Source organism: Cupriavidus sp. GW821-FHT02F09 (genome assembly GCF_059421605.1).
Window position 1 is genome coordinate 79,163 of the sequence record NZ_JBWKVH010000025.1, and the last position, 26,893, is coordinate 106,055.

The following is a 26,893-nucleotide window of genomic DNA, read 5'->3' on the forward strand; positions in this document are numbered from 1 at the left end:
AACCGGCCGGCCACCGCTGTCGTGCGTTCCGACTTGCGCGCCGTGCCGTTGTATCGCCACCGATTCCTCGATGCCAGCCATCCCGGCTGAGCGGTCCACGCCATGAGCGACTCTCGTTCCCAAGATCCCCAAGACCCGCAAGACGATGGTCCGCAGGAAACCTTCATCTCTCACCTGGTGGAGTTGCGCTCGCGTATCGTCAAGGCCGCGTCAGGCGTGATCCTGGTGTTCGTCAGCCTGGTCTACTGGGCGCCGAACATTTACAACCTGTTTGCCAGGCCGTTGATGGAGTCGCTGCCCAAGGGCGGCAGGATGATCGTCACCGACGTCACCGGCTCCTTTTTTGTGCCGATGAAGGTGACGCTGCTGGTCGCCTTCCTGATAGCGCTGCCCTGGGTGCTCTACCAGATATGGCAGTTCGTCGCGCCCGGCTTGTACCAGCATGAGAAGCGATTGATCGTGCCGCTGGTGAGCAGCAGCTACATCCTGTTTATCTGCGGCGTGGCGTTTGCCTATTTCCTCGTGTTTCCCACGGTGTTCCATTTCATGGCGCACTACAACGCGCCGCTGGGGGCCGAGATGTCGACCGACATCGACAAATACCTCAGCTTCGCCATGACCATGTTCCTGGCCTTTGGCATTACCTTCGAGGTGCCGGTGGTCGTGATCGTGCTAGTGCGTTTCGGTGTGGTCGAACTGGAGAAGCTCAAGCAGATTCGCCCCTATGTGATCGTCGGCGCCTTCGTGATTGCCGCCGTGGTGACGCCGCCCGATGTGCTGTCCCAGTTGTTGCTGGCGGTGCCTTTGATTGCGCTCTATGAACTGGGGCTGATCATGGCGCGATTCACCACAAAGCCCGTTGCGACGGACGCTGCAGCCAGCGAAGCCCAGCCAGATTGACGGCCGGGCAGAATGGCGAGAACAAGGCTTGGTGTCGTAACTTTTGCACCAAAATGGTGAAAAACGTCACCTATGCTGTTGCGACATCACAACAAAATGTGTCCGTAACCATGGTTAACGATGAAAAAGCCTTCTAGCGGCCGGGGGCGCTGACCCATAATACGCATCAGACGTGAAGGTAAATGCGTCGCCCAAGCACTTGGGCAAGCCAAGATTTCCCAATCAGTTGACAAGGAAAGTGTCGATATGAAGATGAAACTGTTTGCAGCCGCTGTAGCTGCCCTGGCCGCTGGTGGTGCGTATGCCCAATCGAGCGTGACCCTGTACGGCGTGGTTGACGCTGGTATTGAATACACCAACAAGAACCAAAGCTCTACCGGCAACCACAACCTGTTTGCCTTGCAGTCGGGCAACCAGTCCGGTTCGCGTTGGGGCCTGCGTGGCGTCGAAGATCTGGGCGGCGGTCTGAAGGGCATTTTTGTCCTGGAAAGCGGCTTCAACGTTGACAACGGTACGATGGGTCAAGGCAACCGCCTGTTTGGCCGTAACGCCTACGTCGGTCTGCAGAACCAGTACGGCACCCTGACCCTGGGCCGTCAGCAGACCACGTTCTATGACTTCGGCCTGCTGTATGATCCGATGGCCATTTCGACCCGTTACTCGATCACCGCAACGGCTCCGGAATACGCTTTCCGTGCTGACAATGCGGTCAAGTACACCGGCACGTTCGGTGGCCTGACCACTTCGGCCTTCTACAGCTTCAACAGCAACAACCAAGAGGTTGCTGGTAACTTCACCAACGGCCGCGAGTACGGCTTCCTGGCAAGCTACGCCGCAGGCCCGTTCTCGGTTGGTGCTGCTTATGACCAGTCGAACAAATCGTCGGCAGGTGTTCTCACCGACAATCAGCTGATCCGTCGCGCTACCATCGCTGGTACCTACGCTTTCGGTCCGGCCAAGCTCTACGCTGGTTACCGTTATGCCAAGGCTTTCAACAACGCGACCCTGCCGGGTGCTGCTGGCGCGCAGAACACCGCATCGAACCTGGGTTGGGTTGGTCTGGGCTACCAGCTGACCCCGGCTCTGTCGCTGTCGGGCTCGGCTTACTACCAGAACCTGCGTAACGCCAAGGCTAACCCGTGGCAGTTCGTGACGACCGCCGACTACGCGCTGTCGAAGCGCACCGACGTGTACGCTACGGCTACGTACATCCTGAACAAGGGTGCTAACTCGGCTCTGAGCGTGAATGGTTTCAACGACCAAATCACGTCTGGCCCGCTCGTCCAAACTGGTGGCAACCAGTTCGGCGGCGTGGTTGGTGTTCGCCACAAGTTCTAATTTAGCGCAGGCGTAAGCCTGCTCTAGATTGGCTTGAATCCAAAACGCCGGCATCCGCAAGGATGCCGGCGTTTTGTTATATGCGGCCGATGGCCGCTACGCAATGGCGATCGTGGCGCTCGTATGACATGGGGCTCCCAGGTCGCGACGCAGTATGGTCTCAGCCCGCGATCTGCGGTGTTGCCATCCGTCCCGCCGCCACGGATCCCCGCAGGGGGAGGGCGGCTGTGGCCTTGCGCCGTCAGCGGGCGCGGCATTGATGTCAGCCCGAGGCCGTCATGGCGGTCATCCCTCTCGCCGGCTGTTCCTTGTCCCCGTTCCTTATCCCCAGTTCCCAGTTGACCGTCCAGGCCCGGCAGGGCGCCGAACCGTGCCACGAGAGCGCCTCGCGCAGCACCGGGTACGCACGTGCCGGGTCCCAAGCCGGCAGGTATCTCACCAACAACAAAAACCCCGCCACAAGGGGCGGGGTTTGGTGAAGCAGGGCGCTATTCAGGGGTTCTGGCTACTCTTCCTCATCCAGTGGCAGCGCCCGGCGCGGCGGCGGTGGCCGCTTGCCGATCATCACCGTCAGTTCGGTTGGCTTGCCACGACGCACGACCTTCATCTTGGCCTCGGCGCCTGGCTTGAGCTGGGCGATGGCGTTGAGCAGGGCGGTGGTGTCGGTAATGCTCAGTCCATCCACCGAGACCAGCACGTCGCCCGGCTTCACGCCGGCCTTGTCAGCCGGCCCGCCCTGGACCACGGCCGCGATCAGTGCGCCCTCCTTGGCTTCGAGCCCAAAGGACTCCGCGATCTCCGGCGTCATGTCCTGCGGCTCCACGCCGATCCATCCGCGTGTCACTGAGCCGGTGGAGATGATCGACTCCATCACTTGCTTGGCCGTGGACACCGGAATGGCGAAGCCGATACCCAGCGAGCCGCCGGAGCGCGAATAGATAGCCGTGTTGACGCCCAGCAGGTTGCCCTGCGCGTCGACCAGCGCGCCGCCGGAGTTGCCCGGGTTGATCGCTGCGTCGGTCTGGATGAAGTTCTCGAAGGTATTGATGCCCAGGTGGCTGCGGCCCAGCGCCGAGACAATGCCCATGGTGACGGTCTGGCCGACGCCGAAGGGGTTGCCGATGGCCAGCACCACGTCGCCTACCTTGACGTTCTCGATACGCCCCAGCGTGATCGCCGGCAGGTCCTTGAGCGTGATCTTGAGCACGGCCAGGTCGGTTTCTGGGTCCGAGCCCACGACCTTGGCGTTGGCCTTGCGGCCATCGGTCAGGGCGACCTCGATTTCGTCGGCGCCGTCCACCACGTGGTGGTTGGTTAGAATGTAGCCTTCCGCGCTGACGATGACGCCCGAGCCAAGGCTGGAGACCGGCTCCTGGCGCTCCGGCAGGCGATCGCCAAAGAAGAAGCGGAACCAGGGGTCTTCTGCCTGCGGATTGGGCGTTTGCTTATTACCGTTCTTGCTGGTGAAGATGTTGACCACCGCCGGCATCGCCTGTTGGGCCGCCTCGCTGTAGGAGCCCGGCGCGGAGGAGCCGGCCACATTGGGGACGACTTCCTTCAGCGCAACGATGGGCGAACCGGATTGCACGGCCACCCGGCCGCGCTGCAGCCATTCGGGTTTGAGCGTGGCCACGACGAACCACACTGCCAGCACAACGGTGACAGCCTGAGCAAAGAACAGCCAAAAGCGGCGCAACATATTGGATTTTGGGCAGGATATGAAAACAAAAGATCTTGAATTGTACTTGAACGACCTGCTTCAAGTACCTCGATACAAAGACTATTGCCCGAACGGATGGCAAGTGCAAGGCCGCCCCGAGGTAGAGCACATCGCTACCGGCGTGACCGCGAGCCTGGCCCTGGTCGAAGCCGCCATCGAGGCCGGCGCCGATGCCATCCTGGTCCATCACGGCTACTTCTGGAAAAACGAAGATGCCCGCGTGATCGGGCAGAAGCACGCGCGCTTGAAGCGGTTGCTGGGCGCCGACGTGAACCTGCTGGCCTATCACCTGCCGCTCGACGACCATCCCGAGTTCGGCAACAACGCCCAGCTGGGCTTGCAGCTCGGCTTCACCCCAACCGGGCGCTTTGGCGACGGCCAGCTTGGCTGGACCGGCACCTTGCCACAATCCATGCCGCTCGCCGCGCTGGCCGCCCATGTGGGTGGCGTGCTCAACCGCGAGCCGCTTGCCATCGGCGACCCTGGGCAGATGATCCGCACCGTGGGCTGGTGCACCGGCGGCGCCCAGGGCTACTTCGACGCGGCGGTGGCAGCCGGCGTGGATGCCTACCTGAGCGGCGAGGTCTCGGAGCAGACCACCCATCTGGCGCGCGAGAGCGGCGTGGCCTACCTGGCGGCGGGGCATCACGCCACCGAGCGCTATGGCATCCAGTCGCTAGGCGAACACCTGGCGCAGCAATTCGGCCTGCGCCATACCTTTATCGATATTCCCAACCCGGTTTGATTCCGGGCCGATGCCGCGAGGCGGGTGTGGTGGCTGGCCGCGCCCGGCATTGCCTCAGGGCTGGCGTGCCTTCAGGCTGTCGCGGATCTCGCGCAGCAGCACCACGTCCTCGGGCGTGGCGGCCGGTGCTGGCGCCGGTTCGGCGGCACGCATCTTCATGATGGCGCGCACCATCATGAAGATGATGAAAGCCAGAATGATGAAATTGACCAGAATAGTCAGGAAATTCCCATAGGCAAATACGGGAACGCCGGCTTTCTTTAGGGCGTCTAGCGTGTGCGGCACGCCCGCCGGCGGCTCGGATAGCACCACGAAAAGGTTAGAGAAGTCGAGTTTGCCAATAATGCGGCCCACCACCGGCATGATCAGGTCATTCACCACGGAATCGACAATCTTGCCAAACGCGGCGCCGATAATCACACCGACTGCCAGGTCGACCACATTGCCCCGCATTGCGAAGGCCTTGAACTCCGACATCATCCCCATGCTTTTCTCCCAGTGTTGCTTTCGTTGAACGGTCGTCAGGATAAAAGCCTGCCCCATCACCGCCTGTAACGCAAGCGTACAGGCCACATCGCCCTTTTTGTGGCCGATTATCGTACGTCGCGCAATCACCGTGCGCCTTTCAATGCCACATGTGCCTAAGGTACAATTTACGGTTGACGCAAAATCTAATTTGACATCCCCTGGGGTTTGGAATGAGTGACCAGCAAAACGTGAAGAACGTGGATAAGGGTCGCCGCAATTGGTTGATTGCGACGTCAGTCGCTGGCGGCATCGGAGGCGTGGCGGTAGCGGTTCCGTTCGTCAGTACGTTTGCGCCGTCAGAGAAGGCAAAGGCCGCCGGAGCCCCGGTAGAAGCCGACATCAGCGCCCTCAAATCGGGCGAGATGATGACCGTTGAATGGCGCGGCAAACCAGTCTGGATCCTGAAGCGCACCGAGGAAATGCTCGCGTCGCTGAAGAAAACCGATGCCGAAGTCGCCGACCCCAACTCGGACGTTCCCTTCACCATGAAGACGCCTGAGTACTGCAAGAACGAAACCCGTTCCCGCGCAGAACACAAAGATCTGCTGGTCGTGGTGGGCATCTGCTCCCACCTGGGCTGCTCGCCCTCCGGCCCCTTTGGCTCCGGCTCCAATCCCCAGCTCGGCTCCGATCCCGGTTTCCTCTGCCCCTGCCACGGCTCGACGTTCGACCTCGCTGGCCGCGTGTTCAAGAACAAGCCGGCTCCGCAAAACCTCGACGTACCCCCGTACCAGTTCCTGTCCGACACCAAGATCGTGATCGGCAAGGATGAAAAAGGAGACGCTTGACCATGGCGGCCGAAAAACAAGTAAAGACGACCGGCCTGCTTGGCTGGATCGACGCACGCTTCCCCGCAACCCAACTTTGGGAAGATCATCTTTCCAAGTACTACGCACCGAAGAACTTCAACTTCTGGTACTTCTTCGGCTCGCTCGCCCTGCTGGTCCTGGTCATCCAGATCGTCACCGGCATCTTCCTGGTGATGAACTACAAGCCGGACGGCACGCTCAACGCCGCCGGCATTCCCGTGGCTTACGCCAGCGTGGAGTACATCATGCGCGAGGTGCCCTGGGGCTGGCTGGTGCGCTACATGCACTCCACCGGCGCCTCGGCCTTCTTCGTGGTGGTGTACCTGCATATGTTCCGTGGCCTGCTGTACGGTTCGTACCGCAAGCCGCGTGAGCTGGTCTGGGTCTTCGGCTGCCTGATCTTCCTGTGCCTGATGGCAGAGGCCTTCATGGGCTACCTGTTGCCCTGGGGCCAGATGTCGTACTGGGGCGCCCAGGTGATCGTGAACCTGTTCTCGGCCATCCCCGTGATCGGCGGCGACCTGTCGCTGTTCATCCGCGGCGACTACGTCGTGAGCGACGCGACCCTGAACCGCTTCTTCTCCTTCCACGTCATCGCCGTGCCGCTGGTGCTGCTGGGCCTGGTGGTCGCGCACATCATCGCGCTGCACGAAGTGGGCTCGAACAACCCGGACGGCGTCGAGATCAAGGCCAAGAAGGACGAGAACGGCGTGCCGCTGGACGGCATCCCCTTCCATCCGTACTACTCGGTGCACGACCTGATGGGCGTGGGCGGCTTCCTGATGATCTTCTCCGCTGTGATCTTCTTCTTCCCGGAGATGGGCGGTTATTTCCTGGAGTCGAACAACTTCGTCCCGGCCGATCCGCTCAAGACCCCGCCGCACATCGCGCCGGTCTGGTACTTCACGCCGTTCTACTCGATGCTGCGTGCCACCACCTCGAACTTCCTGCCGATCCTGTGGGTGTTCTTCGCGGTGCTGCTTGGCCTGGTGTTCCTGCGTAGCAAGGACGCGCGCATCAAGGTTGGCGCGCTTGCCATCGCCGTGATCCTGGCCGTGGGCTTCTACTTCATCGACGCCAAGTTCTGGGGCGTGCTGGTGATGGGCGGCTCGGTCGTGATCCTGTTCTTCCTGCCGTGGCTGGACCACTCGCCGGTGAAATCGATCCGCTATCGCCCGTCCTTCCACAAGAGCATTCTCGTCGTGTTCGTGGTGGTGTTTATCGTGCTGGGCTACCTTGGCGTACAGCCTCCGTCGCCGGTGGGTGAAAAGGTGTCGCAGCTGGGAACCCTGCTGTACTTCGCCTTCTTCCTGACCATGCCGCTGTGGAGCCGAGTCGGCCAGTTCAAGCAAGTGCCGGAACGTGTCACGTTCCACCCGCACTGAGCCCGGACTTACCCCGACAAGAGCACAAGGACAAAAGATGAAAAAGCTGCTTTCGATTCTCGCGCTGGCCGGCGCCTGCTTTGCCGCCGCGCCCGCCATGGCCAACGAAGGGGGCTACCCCCTCGAGCCGGCGCCCGTGCAAACGAGCGATCTTTCCTCGCTGCAGCGCGGCGCCAAGCTGTTCGTCAACTACTGCCTGAACTGCCACGGCGCATCCATGATGCGGTACAACCGCCTCAAGGATATCGGCCTGACCGACGACCAAATCCGCCAGAACCTGCTGTTCTCTGGCGAGAAGGTGGGCGACATGATGACCATCGCCATGCCGCCGAAGGATGCCAAGGCTTTCTTTGGCGCCACGCCGCCGGACCTGTCGGTGATCGCCCGCGCCCGCGGCGACGACTGGCTGTACACCTACCTGCGTACCTTCTACCGTGACGACAACCGCGCCACGGGCTGGAACAACCTGGTGTTCCCGAGCGTCGGCATGCCGCACGTGCTGTGGGAGCTGCAAGGCCAGCGCGCCGCCAAGTTCGTCGAGGTGGAAGAGCACGGCGAGAAGGTGCACAAGTTCGCCGGCTTCGAGCAGATCACCCCGGGCAAGATGAGCACGCTCGAGTACGACCAGGCCACGAGCGACCTGGTTGGCTTCCTGGACTGGATGGCGGAACCCGCGCAGAACCAGCGCAAGCGCCTGGGCGTCTGGGTGCTGATGTTCCTCGGTGTGTTCACCGTCTTCGCCTGGCGCCTGAACGCTTCGTACTGGAAAGACATCAAGTAAAGCGCGATAAAACCCCGGAAGGCCCGCGGGTCTGATGGGGAGAGGGCTGGGGCGGGTGTTGTGCAGAGCAACCCCGCGCCAGCCCTTTTGCTTTCTAGGCTGCAGGCGCAATGCCAGATAAATGTGCGTCAATGCCGACTTTAATGCGCATCGAATGCACTTGGATGTGCTTCATGAATCTCTAATTTGCTTTCTCTATATCGGTTCTGCCAGAATACCGATCCAGTCAATCGACCCCGCATCAAAGGAATCCAACCATGATGGTGTTGTATTCGGGCACCACCTGCCCGTTCTCCCAACGTTGCCGCCTCGTCCTGTTCGAAAAGGGCATGGATTTCGAGATCCGTGACGTCGACCTGTTCAACAAGCCGGAAGACATTTCGGTGATGAACCCCTACGGCCAGGTGCCCATCCTGGTCGAGCGCGACCTGATCCTGTACGAGTCGAACATCATCAACGAGTACATCGACGAGCGCTTCCCGCACCCGCAGCTGATGCCGGCTGACCCGGTGCAGCGCGCCCGCGCTCGCCTGTTCCTGTTCAACTTCGAAAAGGAACTCTTCACGCACGTCTACGCCCTCGAAAATGAAAAGGGCAAGGCCGCCGAGAAGAACCACGAGCGCGCCCGCTCCGCCATCCGCGACCGCCTGACCCAGCTCGCGCCGATTTTCGTCAAGAACAAGTACATGCTTGGCGAAGAGTTCTCGATGCTCGACGTTGCCATCGCCCCGCTGCTGTGGCGCCTGGACCACTACGGCATCGAACTGTCGAAGAACGCTGCGCCGCTGCTCAAGTACGCCGAACGCATCTTCAGCCGCCCGGCCTACATCGAAGCGCTCACCCCGTCTGAAAAGGTGATGCGCCGCTAAACCGGCTTTGGTCCGACGCGGCAAGCTCGCGTCGGACCGCCGGACTGCGCCACTGGAAGCACAATGCCTGAAACCTCCACCAAGCCCTACCTGATCCGCGCCATCTACGAGTGGTGCACGGATAACGGCTTCACGCCGTACATCGCCGTCTTCGTCGACGCCAACACCAGCGTGCCGCGCGAGTTCGTCAAGAACAACGAAATCGTGCTCAACGTCAGCTTCGACGCCACCAGCGGCCTGGACATGGGCAACGAGTGGATCGGCTTCAGCGCCCGCTTTGGCGGCATCTCGCGCAAGATCGACGTGCCCATCGAGAATGTGCTCGCCATCTACGCGCGCGAAAACGGCCAGGGCATGGCCTTTCCGGTGGAACGCAGCGTGCCCGAGACCCAGGCAGCAACCGAGCGCGAGAACAACCCGCCACCCAAGCTGTCCTCGGTCGAAAGCGAGCCGCTGGTCACCGCGGAAGCCAACGAAGACCACAACGGCGACGACGAACCCACGCCGCCGCCCGTGTCCCGCATTGGCGCCAAGAAACCTTCGCTGAAGGTCGTGAAGTAAGCACAGGAAGGCATCGTCAATTTGCGCCGCATGCAGTAGAATCGCGGTCTGCACCAAACATGCCGGCTTAGCTCATCAGGTAGAGCAGTTGATTTGTAATCATCAGGTGGCGGGTTCGAGTCCTGCAGCCGGCACCAGAATTTAAGAACGGGCTACGCGAATTGCGTAGCCCGTTTTGTTTTTTGGGCTGGACACCTTTCGCGCTGCCTCGAATGCAACGGTTCCTGCGCCCGTCTTGCGCCCGTCATCCAACCCGAATACCTTACCCCTGTCGTGAAACCCTTCAAGGTCTACCCACGCCAGCCGACAACCTTACAGAGTTCTGGCTTTCCCAGTCTCATCACCCCAAGCTCATCACCCCGACCGCAGCAAACCAAAAGGAACACATCCGTGAATCGGAAACTTGCACGTATGGCATGGGTGGCCTCGTTCGCCTGTCTGTCGGCCTGCGGAGGCGATGGCTCGTCGGCGGAGTCGGATGCTTCCGTCAAGTCCGTGTCGGCGGTGAATGCGTCGGCCGCGACCCTGGCGCCGTCGGCGCAAACGCTGGCGGCCTCGCACTGGATGCCGACGGCAGCCGATACATGGCAATTGCAGCTGACGGGTACGCTCAACACGAGCTACCCGGCGCAGGTTTTCGACATCGACCTGGTGGATACGCCGCAGGCGACCATCAATGCTCTGAAGGCGCAGGGCAAGCGTGTGGTCTGCTATTTCTCGGCGGGTAGCTCGGAGAACTGGCGGCCGGATTTCAAACAGTTTGCCGCGGCGGATATGGGCAAGGCGTTGTCGGGATGGGCGGGCGAGCGTTGGCTCGATACGCGCTCGGCCAACGTGCGCCAGATCATGCAGGCGCGCATGGATCTGGCGAAGTCCAAGGGCTGCGATGGCGTGGACCCGGACAACGTGGATGGCTATACCAATAAGCCGGGCTTTGCGCTGACGGCGGCCACGCAGCTGGACTACAACCGTTTCCTGGCGGCGCAGGCACATGCGCGCGGCCTGGCCGTGGGCTTGAAGAATGATGTGGACCAGGTCTCGCAGCTGGCGACTGACTTCGATTTCGCGGTGAACGAGCAGTGCTTCCAATACAACGAGTGCGCGAGCTACAAGCCGTTCACGGCGCAGGGCAAGGCGGTATTCAACGTGGAGTACGCATCGAAGTACAAGACAGCATCGACGCGCGCCGCGCTGTGCGCTTCGGCCCAGGCAGCGCACCTTCGCACACTGGTGCTCCCGTTGAACCTGGATGACGCGTTCCGCTACGCTTGCGATTGAGCTGAGCGGCCACGACGAATAGACGGCGCTGGCCACAGGCCGGCGCCGGTCCCTCCCGGGCGGGGTTCCGCGCCTTAAGCCTTTCCTCCCCCCTTCCTGGCTTGTCCCTGCTGCGCATCGCCTCTGTCCTACAGCGCGATTCCAGTATGCTGACAGCGGTTGCCGGGCGCGCGTCCTATAGTGGACGCAGTGGGGCGCGGCGACGCCATTATCAAGCGATCAAGCGTGTTACCGCGGAGAGCCGATCATGCCTGTGCAGCGTCTAACTGTCCTGTCACTTTGCCTGCTGATGGCGGCCGGCCTCACGGCATGCGGCGACACCGCAACCTTGCCAGTGTCCGCCGGTACGGGTTTCAACCCGGCCTTGCCGGCGCCAATCAAGACCTTGCTGCCGACGGTGCGCGTTGCGCCTGCCATTGGCTGGGCCGACGGCGCGAAGCCAATGGCAGCGGATGGCCTCGTCGCCGTGGCTTTCGCGGACAAGCTGGACCATCCGCGCTGGCTCTACGTACTGCCCAATGGCGACGTGCTCGTGGCTGAAACCAATGCGCCGGCCAAGGCGGATGACGGCAAGGGCATCCGGGGCTGGGTCATGACGCAGATGATGAAACGCGCGGGCGCCGGCGTGCCAAGCGCCAATCGCGTCACGCTGCTGCGCGACACCAATGGCGATGGCGTCGCGGATGCGCGCTCCGTATTTCTCAAGGACTTGCATTCGCCCTTCGGCATGGTGCTGGTGGGAAATGATCTCTACGTGGCGGATACGGATGCCGTGCTGCGCTTCCCATATCAACCGGGGCAGGCCGAGATCACCGCGCCCGGCGTGAAGGTGGTGGACCTGCCGGCCGGCGCCATCAATCACCACTGGACCAAGAACATCATCGCCAGCAAGGACGGCAGCAAGCTCTATGTCACCGTCGGCTCCAACAGCAACGTTGGCGAGAATGGCCTCGACAAGGAAGAAGGGCGGGCCGCCATCTGGGAGGTCGATCCCAAGACCGGCGCGCACCGTGTGTTTGCCAGCGGCCTGCGCAATCCCAACGGCATGGCCTGGGAGCCCGACAGTGGCACGCTATGGACTGCGGTGAACGAGCGCGACGAGATCGGCAGCGACCTCGTGCCGGATTACATCACCTCGGTCAAAGACGGCGCCTTCTACGGCTGGCCCTTCAGCTACTACGGCCAGCATGTGGACGCACGCGTGAAGCCGCAACAGCCGGAGATGGTGGCCAAGGCCATTGCGCCCGATTACGCCGTCGGCCCGCATACCGCGTCGCTCGGCCTGGCATCGGCGCAAGGCAACGCGCTGCCTTCCCGCTTCCGCAACGGCATGTTCGTCGGCCAGCACGGCTCGTGGAACCGCAATCCGCGCAGCGGCTACAAGGTGATCTTCGTGCCGTTCGCCAACGGCAAGCCGGCTGGCGAGCCGCTCGACGTGCTGACCGGTTTCCTGACGCAGGACGGCGACGCGCAAGGCCGCCCGGTGGGCGTTGCCATCGACAAGCGCGGGGCGCTGCTGGTTGCCGACGATGTCGGCAATGTGGTTTGGCGGGTGACGGCGGCGAAGTAGTGCCGCCACGCACCGCGCATGTTGCGGCCCAATACCTACTTGCTCACCCCCATCTGCCTGAGCAGGCCCAGGTTGTCCTCCAGATGCCAGTTCTCCACGATCTTGCCGTTTGCCACCCGGTACAGGTCGAAGGCCTGGAAGTCGATCTGCTGGCCCTGGCCCTTGCTGTCGCCGAACTGCCCGGTGAAGTGGCCGCGAAAGCGCAGGTGGACCGCGACCCGGTCGCCGGCGATGACTACGTCTTCCATTTCCGCGCTGAGATCCGGTACCGCGGCGCGGAATCCCCTGGAGGCCTGCAACGGGCCGCGCAGGCCTTGCTCGCGGTCGGGCGGCAGCGTTCGGTCGGTGAAGTCCGGGGCGAGTGCGAGCGTGGCGTAGCGTTCGTCGCCGGTGTGCCAGAAGGTGGCGTAGCGGCGGGCGGCGAGAAGCGCGGCTGCGGCGGATGGCTGGTCCGCGCCCTGGGCCAGGTGCTGCGGGTGGACCAGTTCGTCGCCGGCAGCGGCGGCGCTTTGCGATAGCGGCAACAGGGCGATGCCGAGGGCGGCGACGAATGCGCGTACTGGCGTGAGGCTTGCGTTGTTCATGTCGGCTTGTAACTCGTTCTGTATGTTCGTGGTTTTGCCCTGGCTTATGCCGCCGGCACGCCGCTCGCGCCGAGCGCGAAGCGGGCGATGTCGTCCTTGCGCATGAAGGTCACGCCGGCATGGCCCTGGGCGTAGCGGATAAATGCGTCGAGCGCCCGCACGCGTGCCGGGGAACCTGAGATGCGGTCGTGCGTGCTGATGGACATCATGCGGCGGCGGTGGGCGCCTTCCGCGTAGAGCACATCGAACTCCGCTTTCAGCTCGCCGAGCAGGTCTTCGGCCGTGGTCGATGGCGAGTCGAAGCGCACGATGTCGTTGTTGCGCACGGTGTAGGGCACCACGGCGAACGGCTTGCCGCCTACCTGCAGCACGGATGGCTCGTCGCGGCTGAGGTCGTCGATGTGATAGAGGAAACCGAGCGACTGCAGGATCGGCAGCGTATTGGGCGAGCCGCGCATCCAGAAGGCGTTGAAGCCGAGGGGGCGCGTGCCGGTGGCGCGCTGGATGGTGTCGATGCTCTGCACGTAACTGGCGCGTTCCGCTTCGGCACTCATGCTGTATTGCGGCTCCCAGGTCTGGCCATGGCCCGAGGCTTCGTGCCCGCGCGCGACGATTTCACGCGCCAGTTCCGGATGGCGCTCGACCGCCTGCCCCACCATATGCGAGGTCACCTTGATACCGGTGCGGTCCCACAGGTCCAGCAGACGTGGAATGCCTTCGCGCACGCCGTAGGTGTACCAGGACTGCAGCGGGTAGTCGGGATACTTGGGGTCGAGCGCAGGGAAGGGGCCGCTGGCGCCGCGCTCGGGCTGGGCGCCGGCTTCGAACTGCATCGAGATGGAGATGACGAGTTGCGCGCCATCCGGCCAGAACCGGGTGCGGCCGGCGCGGGCTTGCGGGTGCGCCTGGCTGGGTGGCGTGGTGGCGGCGCCGGCTGTAGCCGCGGCCAGGGGCAGCGCGGCGGTGAGTACAGCTGCGCTGCCCAGGAAGTCGCGGCGCGGATTCCGCGGCGCGCGCGCCGTCGGTCTGATGGGGTGGTTTGTACTCATGTTCGGTTTCCTTGCCTTGCGGCGGTTGCATGAGTACAGACTTTATGATTCAAACAAAGATTGATAAATATCTATTCGGATCTATCAATTTCAAATGCTGTTTGTTAATTGGCGTGCGACGCGAAACGGTGGGCGATGGCATCAGGCGTGTCAGCCAGGTATGAGATACCCGCTGCCGGCGGCGTCCCGGATCACCTTTCCCAGCGTATCCATGAAGGCTGTGGCGGCGGGGCTATCCGGCCGGCCGCGGCGCCGGTGCAGTGCGGCCGTGCGGCGGAAGCCAGGATGCGCGACCGGTGCGTAGGCTAGCCCGGCGAAGCTGCCGCTGCGCCGCGCGCCGGCGATATGCAGTGCCAGCGGGCTGGCGATGGTGTACAGGCGCCCGCCGAGCACGGCGCGCAGCAAGGCTTCCACGCTGGGGCCTTCCAGCCGGGGCCGCAGCACGATGCCGGCGGCCTGCGTGGCCGCGTCGATCTGCCGGCGCATGTCGAAGCGCTCGGGCAGCAGTGCTAGGGGCAGCGTTCCCAGTTGCGCCAGGGTCACGGTTTCCTGCTCGCGCGGCAGCTTGTGTCCGGGTGCGATCAAGGCAAGCGTTTCCGAGAACAGCGGCACCTGTTCGATGCGTTTTGGCGCATCCTTCGCGAACGCCAGGCCAAGGTCGATCTGTCCGTCGAGCAGGGAACGGTCGACCTCGGCGGCGGCAAACTCAAACACCTGGATATCCAGCCCCGGATGCGCATCGACCAGCGCTTGCACGGCCGGCATCACCAGCGCGGAAAGATAGGTATGGGTGGCGCCGATGCGCAGCGTGCCTTCCACCGCGCCGTGCTGGGAGGCCGCAGATACGATGACCCGTTCGAGTTGATCGAGCACGGGTTCGAGCGCGAGCACCAGTTGCCTGCCCGCATCGGTCAGTTCCAGCTTGCGGCCCACGCGCCCGAACAGCGGCACCCCCAGGCTCTGCGCGAAGATGCGCAGGTGCTGTGACAACGCCGGCTGCGTCAGGCCCAGCGAACCGGCCGCGGCGGTCACGCTGCCATGGCGGGCGACGGCCATGAAGCTGCGAACCAGGCGAAGGTCCATGGCTTCGGGCGTGGCCGTTGATCTCATAATTTGCTGTGATGAATTGAAAATCGATTCATCATTTTACAGAGCATGTCGTAACTGCTGGAATGCACGCACAACATGGAAAACACCAGGAGACCCCCATGTCATGCCATTCCAGTGCCAATTGGCGCAACCGCCGGCTGCCCGCCTTTTTATCGCCCGTGCTCGCGGCCGCAGCGCTCTGCCTGGCATTCGCGCCAGCCGCCAGCGCTGCCTATCCGGATCGCCCGATCCGCCTGGTGGTGCCGTATGCGCCCGGCGCCACCACCGACTCGCTCGCCCGCCTGATCGGGAAAGAACTGCAGGTCCGCCTGAAGCAATCCGTGGTGGTGGAGAACCGGCCCGGCGCGGGCGGCACCATCGGCAGCGACTATGTCAGCAAGGCGCCGGCCGATGGCTATACCTTGTTGCTCGGCGCGGTCGGGCCGGTCTCGGTCGGCAAGGCGCTATATCCGGCGCTGCCCTACGACCCGGCGAAGGACCTGGCCGGCGTAGGCCTGATCGGCGCGGTGCCATTCATCCTGGTGGCCGGCACCCGCGGGCAGCGCTTCGATACCGTGCCCGCGCTGGTGCGCGCGTCCGTCGCGGCGCCCGACACCATCGCCTACGGCTCGGCGGGCAACGGCACGCCCCAGCACATCATCGGGGCGATGTTCTCGCAGGCGACCGGTGCGCGCCTGCTGCACTCTCCCTACAAGGGGTCGGGCCCGGCCATCAACGATTTGCTGGGCGGGCAGATTGCACTGATGTTCGACAGCCCCGTGCTGCTGATGCCGCATATCAAGGCCGGCACGGTGGTGCCATTGGCACAGACCGGCGCGCGGCGCTCCGCCTTGCTGCCCGGCGTGCCCACCATGCGCGAGCAGGGCGTACGCGATTTCGATGCGGCGCCGTGGTACGGAATCATGGCGCCGGGCAAGCTGCCGGGCGATATCCTCAACCGGCTCAATCGCGAGCTGAATGCGGTGCTTGCCGACAAGCAGATGCAGGAACGCCTGCTGGCGCTTGGCGTGGAAGCCCGGCCGCTCGATCCTGCCGGCTTCCGCCAGTTCCTGTCGCAGGCGCAAACGAGCTGGACCCGCGCCGTATCCTCCGCCTCGGTGAAACCGGACTGATCATGCCGCACCTGATTACGGAAACCACACGGCAACTCGCCGACAGGATCGATTTCGCGCAGGTGTTCGCCGGCGTGCACCGCGAGCTCGCCGGCCACGGTTACGCGCAACTGGCCGATCTCAAGAGCCGCTTGCTGGTGGCGGAAGTGGCGCTGACAGGTGACGACCCCGAAGCCGGCTTCGTCGTGACGCACCTCGTGATGACCAACGCGCGTCCGGAGCCAGAGCAGGCTGCCATGGCCGCAGTTGTGCTGGCGCATACGGCGGCAGCCGTCAGGCAGGCCGCTTTCGCTGGCAACGTGCAGGTGTGCGTGCTGCATCGCCTGGCGGCACCGGGGACGTATGGGAAGACAGTGGTGGTGAGCCCCGGTGCTGATTGAGGATTGAGAGGAGAGGGGCTTAGCCCTGCGCAGCCTCCAGCTCGCGCCACGCCAAAAACAGGCGCGTATCGAACTCCAGCTGGTGGTACGCCGGCTCCATGTATTCGCACAGGCGGTAGAACGCCTTGTTGTGATCGCTCTCCTTCAGGTGTGCAAGCTCGTGCACCACGATCATGCGCAGGAACTCGGGCGGTGCTTCCTTGAACAGCGACGCCACGCGGATTTCCTTCTTGGCCTTGAGCTTGCCGCCTTGCACGCGCGAGATGGCGGTGTGCAGCCCGAGCGCGCGATGGACCACGTCGATCTTGGCGTCGAACGCGACCTTATGGATTGGCGGCGCGGTGCGCAGGAATTCCTGCTTCAGCTCGGCGGTGAAGTCGTACAGCGCGCGGTCGGTCTGCACGGTGTGCCGCGCGGGATATTTCTTCGCCAGGTGTTCGCCCAGGCGATTGGCGGCCACCATCTGGCGCACCTGGTCGAGCACGCCGTCGGGATACGCGGCGAGGAAGCGCAGCGGATCCTTGACGCCGGGGCGCCAGGTCTCGCTGGTGGGGGCGGGGGTGCTACGGGTGCTCAATGGTGATGGTGGTGATGGTGGGCCCAGCTGCCGTCGACCGAGCTGACGAAGGACTCCACGGCGTCCTTGTCGCCCGTGGCGTGGCGCACCATTTCACCGCACTTGCAAAAGCCCTGGTACGGCGTGATGTGCGAGCAGGCGGACACTTTCTGCAGGAATAGCGTGACGGGCTTGGTGCACTTCTTGCACTTGAAGGTGAGGGTGCGGGCGGGTTTGCTCATGGGATCGGGCTTGGAGGCGGAGTGATTCGAATGCGACATTGCCGGGCGCAGGCTCACGGCAGGATAACTGCGCATTTTAGCCTGCCATGGCCCCACGCGTCCTGGCTGCCGCCATGCGCTTATTCCTTGACCGCGCCCGTCATGCCCGACACGTAGTACTCCACAAAGAACGAGTACACCAGCGCCACCGGCAGCGAGCCCAGCAAGGCGCCCGCCATCAGCGCGCCCCAGTGGTAGACGTCGCCTTCGATCAGTTCGGTGACGATCCCTACCGGCACCGTCTTCACCTCCGACGAGGAGATGAAGGTCAGCGCGTAGATGAACTCGTTCCACGACAGCGTGAAGGCAAAGATGCCAGCCGAGATCAGCCCCGGCACGGCCAGCGGCAGGATGATCTTGACCAGGATTTCCCAGCGCGTGGCGCCGTCGATCAGCGCGCACTCTTCCAGCTCGTAAGGGATGGAGCGGAAGTAGCCCATCAGCAGCCAGGTGCAGAACGGGATCAGGAAGGTGGGGTAGGTGAGGATCAGCGCCCAGCGTGTATCGAACAGGCCGAGCTGGAACACGATCGATGCCAGCGGGATGAACAGGATCGAGGGCGGGATCAGGTAGGCCAGGAAGATGGCCAGGCCTACCTGCTTCGCGCCCTGGAAGCGCAGCCGCTCGATGGCGTACGCGGCCAGCACGCTGGCGGCCAGCGAGGCAAAGGTGGAGATCGTGGAGACGATCACGGTATTGAGCAGCCACTCCGGGTAGGGGGTGTCGAACAGCAGCTTCTTGAAGTGGGCGAACGTGGGTGCCATCACCCAGAACGGGTTGGCGCTGCGCATCAGGAGTTCGCCGTCCGGCTTGAAGGCAGTGATCGCCATCCAGTAGAAGGGGAACAGCAGCACGAAGACGAAGATGCCTAGCGGGATGTAGATGGTCACCCAGCGCCGTGGCATCGATTGCAGGTAATCCATTCCCTGCGCGGTGTCCTGCTGCTGCGCTGCGGCCGTCGCTTTCATTTGTCGCCTCCCTGTTGCCAGCCGCGCCGCTGCAGGCCGAAGTATGAAAACAGGATGGCGGCCAGCAGGAAGGGCACCATCATCGTGGCGATCGCCGCGCCTTCGCCCAGCGAGCCGCCGGGAATCGCGCGCTGGAACGACAGCGTGGCCATCAGGTGCGTGGCGTTGAGCGGGCCGCCGCGCGTGAGCACATAGATCAGCTGGAAGTCGGTGAACGTGAACAGCACCGAGAAGGTCATCACTACTGCGATGATCGGCGTCAGCAGCGGCAGCGTGACATAGCGGAACTGCTGCCATGGCGTGACGCCGTCGATGGACGCGGCCTCGTACAACGTGGGCGAGATCGTCTGCAAGCCAGCCAGCAGCGAGATGGCGACAAAGGGAATGCCGCGCCAGACGTTGGCCGCGATGGTAGAGAAGCGCGCCAGCCATGGGTCGCCCAGGAAGTCGATATAGCGATCGATCAGCCCTAGCTTGACCAGCGTCCAGCTGATGATGGAGAACTGCGCGTCGTAGATCCACCAGAATGCCAGTGCCGACAGCGCGGTCGGCACGATCCATGGCAGCAGCACGATGGCGCGGAAGAAGGACTTGAACGGCAGGTTCTTGTTGAGCAGCAGCGCCAGCCACAGGCCTAGCGCGAATTTCACCACGCTGGCCACCACCGTGTAGAAGATCGTATTGAACAGCGCCAGTTGCGTCAGCGAGTCGCCTGCCAGGTAGCTGTAGTTGGACAGACCGATCCATTCTCCGGTGCCGCCGATCTTGGTGTTGGTGAAGCCGAGCCATACGCCAAGGCCGAGCGGGTACGTCAGGAAAACCAGCAGCAACAGCGCGGTGGGCAGCATGAACAGCAGCCCAAGCGCATGGCGGTTGTTCAACAGGCGGGAAATCATGGTTCACCTCGCATGGCTCACCTCGCAGGGTTCGGCTCGGCGGGCGCGGCGGTGCTGCCGCGCCCTTGTCTTTCTAGCTACGCCTTGTAGTACCGCTGCGCCCGCTCCGCCGCGCGCGCCGCCGCTTCCTTGGGTGTCTTGGAGCCGCTGGCCGCTTCCGCCACCATGTCGACCACGATGTAGTCGGCCATGGCCGCGGCCGAGGCCGTGCCCAGCGGCCCGGCGTGGCCGTTGTCGAGCATCAGCGCGGCGGCGTCGCGATACACGGTGTGCTTGGGGTCGGCCGTCCAGATCGGGTTGGCCTCATAGGCCTTGAGCGGCTGGCTGACGTAACCGATGGCGGCTTCCATCCACGGGTTGTACTGTTCGGGCTCCATCATGAACTGCAGGTAGGCCTTGGCCGCGTTCGGGAACTTGGAATACCTGAACAGCATCATCTGCGTGATCTGCATCAGCTCGGTGGGCCTGCCGGGCGTGCCGATGGGGAAGTGCGCGTGCTGGATGTCGCGCGCCATTTCCTGCAGCTTGGGTTCCTTCGAATTCTTGGCCGCGTAGTAGATCGAGATGCCGTTGGCGGTCAGGCTGATCTGTCCGTCGAGGAAGGCCTTGTTGTTGGACGGGTCCTGCCACGACAGCGTGCCGGGCACGAAGGTGGCGTAGAGCTGCTTGGCATACTCCAGCGCGGCCCACGTCTCTGGCGAGTTGACCACCACCTTGCCCTTGGTATCGACCAGCATGCCACCGTGCGACCACAGCAGCCAGTGTGCCCAGTTGTTGCCGTCGCCCACGGCCTTGCCGAGCGCGAAGCCGCACGGCGTGTTCTTGGCCTTGAGGCCCTGGCACAGCTTGAGGAAGCCGGCAAGGTCCTTCGGGATGGCGTCGAAGCCAGCGGCTTTGACGTGGCTTTCGCGATAGACCAGCGCATTGCCGACCACGCCCAGCGGCAGGCCGATCCACTTGCCGTTGTGCGTGCCGTACTTGCGGCACACGTCGTACCAGCCGCCGTACTTGCCGCCCAGGTAGGTGGCCAGGTCGGTCAGGTCGACCAGCTTGTCCGGGTACTGCTGCGGGTCATCGAACCAGCCCACGATGACGTCCGGCCCGCTGCCGACGCTGGCCGCGACGGCGGCCTTGGGGCGCACGTCTTCCCAGCCTTCGTTGTCGACGCGTACCTCGACGCCGGTCAGCTCGGTGAACTTCTTCGTGTTGGCGTTCCACAGGTCTTCGTCGCCCTGCACGAAACGCTTCCAGCGCAGCACACGCAGCTTGGCGCCGGCCTCCGGCTTGTATTGCAGTGCAGCCGGCGCGGCGAAGGCATGGCCGCCGATCGCCGTGGTGGCGGCAACGGCCGCCGTGGACACCAGGAAATCGCGCCTCGTGAAGTTGCTCGGTGTGCTCATCGCTTTGTCTCCTCCGTGGTCAGGGGCTCCGCCCCGTGCTGGTCATGCCTGCTTCCCGGATTGTCCGCCGGTGTCGCCGGGCCGCGCTGCAATAGCGTCTGGCCCGAGTCGGCATCGAACAGATGCGTGTGCTGGTGGTCGGGTACCAGGTTCAGGATGTCGCCCGCGGCGAAGTCATGGCGCTCGCGGAAGATCGAGATGAACTCCGCCTCGCAGAAGCGGGAGTAGATCTCGGTGTTGGCGCCGGTGGGCTCGACCACCGACACGCGCGTTTGCAGGCCCTGGCCCGGCATGCCCAGGATCAGGTGCTCGGGCCGCACGCCGTAGATCACGCGCTGGCCGTCGGTGCCGGCGGCGGCATCGAAGCGCGCAGGTGCCGGCAGGCGCGTGCCATCGGGAAACTCGACTGCGGCATCGCCGCCACTGCGGCGCAGCACGCCAGGCACGAAGTTCATCGCCGGGGAGCCGATAAAGCCGGCCACGAAGAGGTTGTCGGGATGATCGTAAAGCTCCAGCGGCTTGCCGCGCTGCTCCACGCGGCCGTCGCGCATCACCACGATCAGGTCGCCCATGGTCATGGCCTCGATCTGGTCGTGCGTGACATAGACCGAGGTGGTGCGCAGGCGCTGGTGCAGCTCCTTGATCTCCGCGCGCATCTGCACGCGCAGCTTGGCGTCCAGGTTGGAGAGCGGCTCGTCGAACAGGAACACCTGCGGATCGCGCACGATGGCGCGGCCCATGGCCACGCGCTGGCGCTGGCCGCCTGAGAGCTGGCGCGGGTAGCGTTCCAGCAAACTGTCCAGGCCGAGGATGGCGGATGCCTTGGCCACTTTCTGCCGGATCTCGTCCTTGTCGCCCTTGGCGAGCTTGAGCGAGAAGGCCATGTTGTCGTAGACCGTCATATGCGGGTAGAGCGCATAGTTCTGGAACACCATGGCGATATCGCGCTCCTTTGGCGGCAGGCGGTTGACCACACGGTTACCGATGGCGATCTCGCCGGTGGTGATCTCCTCCAGCCCGGCGATCATGCGCAGCAGCGTGGATTTGCCGCAGCCCGATGGCCCCACCAGCACGGTGAACTGGCCATCGGCAATATCGATGTCCACGCCGCGGATCACCTGCGTGCTGCCGAAGTATTTCTGGATGCCGCGAATCTGGACCGATGCCATGCGTGGTGTCTCCGTGAGCCGCTGATGCTCGTTCGTGCCGGGGGCGGCAGTTCGCCGCGATTGGATTGCCGTGGTGATTCGTGGCGCGACAGCGTGCCTCAGTGGTTGTCCTTGGGCACCGCGGCGCCGCTCTTGCCCACCAGGAAATCCATGTCGGCGCCCAGGTTGGCCTGCTGCACATGCTCGACATACAGGCGCGTCCAGCCGCGCTCCATCGGCAGCGCGGGCGCCTGCCACGCGGCGCGGCGGCGCTGCAGCTCCGCCTCATCGACATGCAGGTGCAGCTTGCGCATGGGCACATCGAGCTCCACCATGTCGCCGTCCTTCACCAGCGCCAGCGGGCCGCCGGCCGCGGCCTCGGGCGCCACGTGCAGCACCACCGTGCCGTAAGCCGTGCCGCTCATGCGCGCATCCGATACGCGGACCATGTCGGTGATGCCCTTGCGCAGCACCTTGGGCGGCAGTGGCATGTTGCCGGCTTCGGCCATGCCTGGGTAGCCGCGCGGGCCGCAGTTCTTCAGCACCAGCACGCAGGTCTCGTCGACGTCGAGCGATTCATCGTCGAGCCGCTGGTGCATGTGCTCGCTGTTCTCGAATACCACCGCGCGGCCGGTGTGCTTGAGCAGCGCCGGCGTGGCGGCCGACGGCTTGATCACCGCGCCATCGGGGCACAGGTTGCCGCGCAGCACAGCAATGCCGGCGTTGGCCTTGAAGGGCGCGCCGAAGGCGTGGATGACTTCGCGGTTCCAGTTGGGCGCGTCCTTGCAGTTGTCCCACAACGTCTTGCCGTTGACGGTGAGCGCGCCGCGCGCAAGCAGCGATTCCAGTTCGCGGATCACCGCGGGCAGGCCGCCCGCGTAGTAGAAATCCTCCATCAGGTGGCGCCCGGATGGTTGCAGGTCGAGCAGGCACGGCAGCTCGTGGCCCAGCGCATCCCAGTCTTCCAGTTTCAGCTCGACACCGATGCGCCCGGCGATGGCTAGCAGGTGGATCACGGCGTTGGTCGAGCCGCCAATGGCCGCGTTGACGCGGATCGCATTCTCGAACGCGTCCCGGGTCAGGATCTTCGACATCACCAGGTTGTCCTTCACCATCTCCACGATGCGGCGCCCCGACGCGCGCGCCAGCACATTGCGGCGGCCATCCACGGCGGGAATCGCCGCGTTGCCGGGCAGGCTCATGCCCAGCGCTTCCACCATGCTGGCCATGGTCGACGCGGTGCCCATCGTCATGCAGTGGCCGTGCGAGCGGTGCATGCAGCTCTCGGCCTCGAAGAAGTCCTCCTGCGACATCTGGCCGGCCCGCACTTCCTCCGACATCTTCCACACATCGGTGCCGGAGCCCAGCTCGCCGCCGCGGAACTTGCCGCTCAGCATGGGGCCGCCGGAGACGCCGATGGTGGGCAGGTCGCACGAGGCCGCGCCCATCATCAGCGCGGGCGTGGTCTTGTCGCAGCCCATCAGCAGCACCACGCCATCGATCGGGTTGCCGCGAATCGATTCTTCCACGTCCATGCTGGCCAGGTTGCGGAACAGCATGGCGGTGGGGCGCAGCATGGTCTCGCCCAGCGACATCACCGGGAATTCAAGCGGAAAGCCGCCGGCTTCCCACACGCCGATCTTGACCTGTTCGGCCAGTGTGCGGAAATGCGAGTTGCAGGGCGTGAGTTCGGAGTAGGTGTTGCAGATGCCGATGACCGGACGGCCATCGAACTGGTCGTGAGGAATGCCGCGGTTCTTGAGCCACGAGCGATAGATGAAGCCATCGCGGTCGAGGCGGCCAAACCAGGCCTGGCTGCGGCGCTTGGGGGGCGTCGGCTTGTCGTCGTTCACTCGGGTCTCCTGCGTTCTTGCGGGGCCGCGTAGCGACGGCTGGCGCGTAGGCGCCACGTGTGCTGATGCCCGCTTTCTTGTGCGCTGCAGATACGGATGCCCACGACCGATTGCACTGCCTTGCCGCATGCATGCCGAGTGAGCGGAGTCTAGTTCACGAGTCTGGACAGGTAAACTGGTATTACCAATTAGTGGTCTTTACCGATGCCGCTGCGCATGCTGCGGCGCGCGATGAATCCGCCTGGACATTCGCTGGCGTGCTGCCTAGACTCCAGCCGGCTGGACAAATGGTCAAACCAATTTCGCCAGACGCTCGGGCTGCACATGCCTATCCATTCGATCGAACCGCAACGCCTGTACCGCCAGATCAGCGCGCAGTTGCGCACGCTGATCCGGGCCGGCGAGTTTCCGGTGGGCTCGCGCCTGCCGGCGGAGCGGGATTTGTCGGTGCAGCTCGGCGTGAGCCGCCCATCGCTGCGCGAGGCGTTGATCGCGCTCGAGGTTGAGGGCTATATCGAAGTGCGGATGGGCTCCGGCATCTATGTGTGCGAGCCGCCGTCATCCGTCGACGCCGGCTTCGACCTGTCCGGCGAGGAAGGCCCGCTCGAGCTGATCCGCGCACGTGCCCTGGTGGAAGGCGAGGTCGCCGCGCTGGCGGCCCGGAGCGGGCGCAAGGCCCAGTTCGATGCGATCGAGGAGGCCATCGCGCAGATGGCCGCCGAAGCCGCCGCCGGCATCAAGCCGCTCGATGCGGATCGCTTGTTCCATGTGCGGGTGGCGCAAGCCACCGGCAACAGCGTGCTGGTGGGCGTGGTGCGCCGGCTCTTCGACTTGCGCCTCGGGCCGCTGTTCGATCAACTGAACAGCCACTTCGAGACGCCCGAGGTCTGGGCCCAGGCCATCGCCGAGCATCGCGAAGTGCTGGCGGCGCTGCGCCGCAAGGATCCGGAGCTGGCGCGCGCGGTCATGCAGCGGCATATGGACATCGCTTACCGCCGCCTGACCTCCAGCCTGACCCGTGCGCGCAAGCGCGCAGCCGGCACGCCGGGTGCCGCGCCACGTGCCAGGAAGGCGTCCTCAGGGGCGTCATGAAGGGCCTTGTGCGGACCGGCTTTGCTACACTTGGCCGATTCCCCCCAATTTCACCCGGATCCGCATGGCACAGTACGTTTTCACCATGAACCGCGTGGGCAAGATCGTCCCGCCCAAGCGTCACATTCTCAAGGACATTTCCCTGTCCTTCTTCCCGGGCGCCAAGATCGGCGTGCTGGGCCTGAACGGCTCGGGCAAGTCGACCGTCCTGAAGATCATGGCGGGCCTCGACAAGGAAATCGAGGGTGAAGCCACGCCCATGCCCAACCTGAACATTGGCTACCTGCCGCAGGAGCCGCAGCTCGATCCCGAGCAAACCGTGCGCGAGTCGGTGGAGGCCGCGCTGGGCGGTGTGTTTGAAGCCCGCAAGAAGCTCGACGAGATCTATGCGGCCTATGCCGAGCCGGACGCGGATTTCGACGCGCTGGCAGCGGACCAGGCCAAGTACGAAGCCATCCTGGCGGCAAGCGACGGCAACAACGCCGAGCTGCAGCTGGAGATCGCGGCGGATGCGCTGCGCCTGCCGCCGTGGGAAGCCAAGGTCGGCAACTTGTCCGGCGGCGAGAAGCGCCGCGTGGCGCTGTGCCGCCTGCTGCTGTCGCGCCCCGACATGCTGCTGCTCGACGAACCTACCAACCACCTGGATGCGGAATCGGTGGAATGGCTGGAGCAGTTCCTGACGCGCTTCCCCGGCACCGTGGTGGCGGTGACCCACGATCGCTACTTCCTCGACAACGCCGCCGAGTGGATTCTGGAACTGGACCGTGGCCACGGCATTCCCTGGAAGGGCAACTACAGCTCCTGGCTGGACCAGAAGGAAGCCCGCCTGAAGCAGGAGGAATCGAGCGAGTCGGCCCGCCAGAAGGCGCTGCACAAGGAACTGGAATGGGTGCGGCAGAACCCCAAGGGCCGCCAGGCCAAGTCCAAGGCACGTCTCGCGCGCTTTGACGAACTGAACAGCCAGGAATACCAGAAGCGCAACGAAACCCAGGAAATCTTCATCCCCGCGGGTGAGCGCCTGGGCAACGAGGTGATCGAGTTCAACGGCGTGAGCAAGGCCTACGGCGACCGCCTGCTGATCGACGACCTCAGCTTCAAGGTGCCGCCCGGCGCCATCGTCGGCATCATCGGCCCCAACGGCGCCGGCAAATCGACCTTCTTTCGCATGCTCACCGGCAAGGAAACCCCGGACAGCGGCGAGATCAAGGTCGGCCCGACCGTGAAGATGGCCTACGTGGACCAGAGCCGCGATGCGCTCGACGGCAGCAAGACCGTGTTCGAAGAGATCTCCGGCGGCGCCGACGTGCTGACGGTTGGCCGCTACGAAACGCCGTCGCGCGCGTACATCGGCCGCTTCAACTTCAAGGGCTCGGACCAGCAGAAGCACGTGGGCACGCTCTCGGGCGGCGAGCGCGGACGCCTGCACCTGGCCAAGACGCTGATCTCCGGCGGCAATGTGCTGCTGCTCGATGAACCGTCCAACGACCTCGACGTGGAAACGCTGCGCGCGCTGGAAGACGCGCTGCTGGAGTTCGCCGGTTGCGTGATGGTGATCTCCCACGATCGCTGGTTCCTGGACCGGATCGCCACCCACATCCTGGCCTTCGAGGGCGAGTCGCATGTGGAATTCTTCCCGGGCAACTACCAGGAGTATGAGGCGGACAAGAAGCGACGTCTGGGTGAGGAGGGGGCTAAGCCTAAGCGGATTCGGTATAAGCCTATTGTTCGTTAAGGGGATTTGGGGGGGGCTCTGAACTGCAACTGCTTAACGTCAAGGGCAACTGCAGTTTCACCTCCCCTGCGGGGAGGCTACTTTCTTGTCTCGCCAAGAAAGTAGGCAAAGGAGCGACCCGGATGGGGCGACCCCCCCTCGTCGACAGGCAAAAAGAGCGGCCGGGGGCCGAACTCACATCGCCTTAAGGCGATGCTCAGACATGGCCCCCTCTTTTCCGCTCTTTTTGCCTGCCGACGAGGCGCCCC

26 protein-coding genes and 1 tRNA gene are annotated in these 26,893 nt (G+C 64.0%); 15 read left to right on the forward strand and 12 right to left on the reverse strand.

The features are described from left to right. Positions 1 to 102 precede the first annotated feature (102 nt). Together tatC and AC07XB_RS24750 are read left to right on the forward strand one after the other, a co-directional pair. Positions 103 to 900, forward strand: a complete 798-nt coding sequence (gene tatC / locus AC07XB_RS24745; RefSeq protein WP_492373468.1) for a twin-arginine translocase subunit TatC — start codon at positions 103 to 105, stop codon at positions 898 to 900. 246 nt (positions 901 to 1,146) lie between these two features. Beyond that, positions 1,147 to 2,238, forward strand: coding sequence for a porin (locus tag AC07XB_RS24750; protein ID WP_492830502.1), 1,092 nt, complete (start codon positions 1,147 to 1,149; stop codon positions 2,236 to 2,238). A gap of 505 nt (positions 2,239 to 2,743) precedes the next feature. On the opposite strand, the gene AC07XB_RS24755 is transcribed toward AC07XB_RS24750, so the two are convergent. Continuing rightward, a complete protein-coding gene (locus AC07XB_RS24755) occupies positions 2,744 to 3,937 on the reverse strand; it encodes a Do family serine endopeptidase (protein WP_492373470.1) in 1,194 nt (397 codons plus the stop codon). A gap of 19 nt (positions 3,938 to 3,956) precedes the next feature. Between AC07XB_RS24755 and AC07XB_RS24760 the strand changes: the two genes are divergently transcribed. Then, complete coding sequence (locus tag AC07XB_RS24760) at positions 3,957 to 4,703, forward strand: Nif3-like dinuclear metal center hexameric protein (protein ID WP_492373471.1); 747 nt, start codon at positions 3,957 to 3,959, stop codon at positions 4,701 to 4,703. A gap of 54 nt (positions 4,704 to 4,757) precedes the next feature. Here AC07XB_RS24760 and mscL read toward each other — a convergent pair whose 3' ends face one another. Next, positions 4,758 to 5,189, reverse strand: coding sequence for a large conductance mechanosensitive channel protein MscL (mscL, locus tag AC07XB_RS24765; protein WP_441637936.1), 432 nt, complete (start codon positions 5,187 to 5,189; stop codon positions 4,758 to 4,760). A gap of 212 nt (positions 5,190 to 5,401) precedes the next feature. Here mscL and petA point away from each other — a divergent pair, with 212 nt between their 5' ends. The 8 genes from petA to AC07XB_RS24805 all read left to right on the forward strand — a co-directional run bounded on the left by petA (position 5,402) and on the right by AC07XB_RS24805 (position 12,484). After that, complete coding sequence (petA, locus tag AC07XB_RS24770) at positions 5,402 to 6,019, forward strand: ubiquinol-cytochrome c reductase iron-sulfur subunit (protein ID WP_267604528.1); 618 nt, start codon at positions 5,402 to 5,404, stop codon at positions 6,017 to 6,019. Positions 6,020 to 6,021: 2 nt separating this feature from the next. After that, positions 6,022 to 7,425 carry a cytochrome b gene (locus AC07XB_RS24775; RefSeq protein WP_441637817.1) on the forward strand — a complete coding sequence of 468 codons (1,404 nt, stop codon included), beginning with the start codon at positions 6,022 to 6,024 and terminating at the stop codon, positions 7,423 to 7,425. Between the two features lie 37 nt (positions 7,426 to 7,462). Further along, on the forward strand, positions 7,463 to 8,206 hold the full coding sequence (locus AC07XB_RS24780; protein WP_492373472.1) for a cytochrome c1: 744 nt from the start codon (positions 7,463 to 7,465) through the stop codon (positions 8,204 to 8,206). A gap of 257 nt (positions 8,207 to 8,463) precedes the next feature. Then, positions 8,464 to 9,075 (forward strand): glutathione S-transferase N-terminal domain-containing protein, encoded by a 612-nt coding sequence (locus AC07XB_RS24785; protein WP_006159674.1) that lies wholly within the window; start codon positions 8,464 to 8,466, stop codon positions 9,073 to 9,075. A 63-nt stretch (positions 9,076 to 9,138) separates the two neighbouring features. Beyond that, positions 9,139 to 9,636, forward strand: a complete 498-nt coding sequence (locus tag AC07XB_RS24790; protein ID WP_150985693.1) for a ClpXP protease specificity-enhancing factor — start codon at positions 9,139 to 9,141, stop codon at positions 9,634 to 9,636. A 61-nt stretch (positions 9,637 to 9,697) separates the two neighbouring features. Further along, positions 9,698 to 9,773 (forward strand) — tRNA-Thr (locus tag AC07XB_RS24795). Between the two features lie 274 nt (positions 9,774 to 10,047). Beyond that, positions 10,048 to 10,914, forward strand: a complete 867-nt coding sequence (locus AC07XB_RS24800) for an endo alpha-1,4 polygalactosaminidase (protein WP_492830525.1) — start codon at positions 10,048 to 10,050, stop codon at positions 10,912 to 10,914. Positions 10,915 to 11,161: 247 nt separating this feature from the next. After that, the gene (locus AC07XB_RS24805; RefSeq protein WP_492830500.1) at positions 11,162 to 12,484 is read left to right on the forward strand and encodes a PQQ-dependent sugar dehydrogenase; all 1,323 of its coding nucleotides are present in this window, start codon (positions 11,162 to 11,164) and stop codon (positions 12,482 to 12,484) included. Between the two features lie 35 nt (positions 12,485 to 12,519). Here the strand turns inward: AC07XB_RS24805 and AC07XB_RS24810 are convergent, their stop codons facing one another. The 3 genes from AC07XB_RS24810 to AC07XB_RS24820 all read right to left on the reverse strand — a co-directional run bounded on the left by AC07XB_RS24810 (position 12,520) and on the right by AC07XB_RS24820 (position 15,227). After that, complete coding sequence (locus tag AC07XB_RS24810) at positions 12,520 to 13,068, reverse strand: ester cyclase (protein WP_492373475.1); 549 nt, start codon at positions 13,066 to 13,068, stop codon at positions 12,520 to 12,522. Between the two features lie 44 nt (positions 13,069 to 13,112). Next, positions 13,113 to 14,117: a polysaccharide deacetylase family protein gene (locus AC07XB_RS24815; RefSeq protein WP_492830498.1), complete on the reverse strand. Its 1,005-nt coding sequence runs from the start codon at positions 14,115 to 14,117 to the stop codon at positions 13,113 to 13,115. A 150-nt stretch (positions 14,118 to 14,267) separates the two neighbouring features. Next, positions 14,268 to 15,227, reverse strand: a complete 960-nt coding sequence (locus AC07XB_RS24820) for a LysR substrate-binding domain-containing protein (RefSeq protein ID WP_492830496.1) — start codon at positions 15,225 to 15,227, stop codon at positions 14,268 to 14,270. A gap of 98 nt (positions 15,228 to 15,325) precedes the next feature. Between AC07XB_RS24820 and AC07XB_RS24825 the strand changes: the two genes are divergently transcribed. Together AC07XB_RS24825 and AC07XB_RS24830 are read left to right on the forward strand one after the other, a co-directional pair. Beyond that, positions 15,326 to 16,339 (forward strand): tripartite tricarboxylate transporter substrate binding protein, encoded by a 1,014-nt coding sequence (locus AC07XB_RS24825; protein WP_492373478.1) that lies wholly within the window; start codon positions 15,326 to 15,328, stop codon positions 16,337 to 16,339. Positions 16,340 to 16,341: 2 nt separating this feature from the next. Further along, positions 16,342 to 16,719 (forward strand): hypothetical protein, encoded by a 378-nt coding sequence (locus AC07XB_RS24830; protein ID WP_492373479.1) that lies wholly within the window; start codon positions 16,342 to 16,344, stop codon positions 16,717 to 16,719. 19 nt (positions 16,720 to 16,738) lie between these two features. On the opposite strand, the gene AC07XB_RS24835 is transcribed toward AC07XB_RS24830, so the two are convergent. The 7 genes from AC07XB_RS24835 to AC07XB_RS24865 form a co-directional block, all read right to left on the reverse strand. After that, positions 16,739 to 17,233, reverse strand: coding sequence for a M48 metallopeptidase family protein (locus AC07XB_RS24835; protein ID WP_150985760.1), 495 nt, complete (start codon positions 17,231 to 17,233; stop codon positions 16,739 to 16,741). Positions 17,234 to 17,292: 59 nt separating this feature from the next. Then, positions 17,293 to 17,517 carry a hypothetical protein gene (locus AC07XB_RS24840; protein WP_043350086.1) on the reverse strand — a complete coding sequence of 75 codons (225 nt, stop codon included), beginning with the start codon at positions 17,515 to 17,517 and terminating at the stop codon, positions 17,293 to 17,295. Positions 17,518 to 17,636: 119 nt separating this feature from the next. Next, positions 17,637 to 18,524 carry a carbohydrate ABC transporter permease gene (locus tag AC07XB_RS24845; protein ID WP_492373480.1) on the reverse strand — a complete coding sequence of 296 codons (888 nt, stop codon included), beginning with the start codon at positions 18,522 to 18,524 and terminating at the stop codon, positions 17,637 to 17,639. Further along, positions 18,521 to 19,420: a carbohydrate ABC transporter permease gene (locus AC07XB_RS24850; protein WP_043350082.1), complete on the reverse strand. Its 900-nt coding sequence runs from the start codon at positions 19,418 to 19,420 to the stop codon at positions 18,521 to 18,523. Before AC07XB_RS24850 ends, AC07XB_RS24845 begins: the two co-directional genes overlap by 4 nt. Before the next feature lie 77 nt (positions 19,421 to 19,497). After that, positions 19,498 to 20,820, reverse strand: coding sequence for an ABC transporter substrate-binding protein (locus tag AC07XB_RS24855; RefSeq protein WP_492811618.1), 1,323 nt, complete (start codon positions 20,818 to 20,820; stop codon positions 19,498 to 19,500). Beyond that, positions 20,817 to 21,989 carry an ABC transporter ATP-binding protein gene (locus AC07XB_RS24860; protein ID WP_492811620.1) on the reverse strand — a complete coding sequence of 391 codons (1,173 nt, stop codon included), beginning with the start codon at positions 21,987 to 21,989 and terminating at the stop codon, positions 20,817 to 20,819. The genes AC07XB_RS24855 and AC07XB_RS24860 overlap by 4 nt, the downstream gene beginning before the upstream one ends. A 98-nt stretch (positions 21,990 to 22,087) precedes the next feature. Continuing rightward, positions 22,088 to 23,821, reverse strand: coding sequence for an IlvD/Edd family dehydratase (locus AC07XB_RS24865; protein WP_492830494.1), 1,734 nt, complete (start codon positions 23,819 to 23,821; stop codon positions 22,088 to 22,090). Positions 23,822 to 24,145: 324 nt separating this feature from the next. Between AC07XB_RS24865 and AC07XB_RS24870 the strand changes: the two genes are divergently transcribed. Together AC07XB_RS24870 and ettA are read left to right on the forward strand one after the other, a co-directional pair. Next, on the forward strand, positions 24,146 to 24,913 hold the full coding sequence (locus AC07XB_RS24870) for a FadR/GntR family transcriptional regulator (protein ID WP_492373484.1): 768 nt from the start codon (positions 24,146 to 24,148) through the stop codon (positions 24,911 to 24,913). 64 nt (positions 24,914 to 24,977) lie between these two features. Then, positions 24,978 to 26,645: an energy-dependent translational throttle protein EttA gene (ettA, locus tag AC07XB_RS24875; protein WP_006159698.1), complete on the forward strand. Its 1,668-nt coding sequence runs from the start codon at positions 24,978 to 24,980 to the stop codon at positions 26,643 to 26,645. Positions 26,646 to 26,893: the final 248 nt, after the last annotated feature.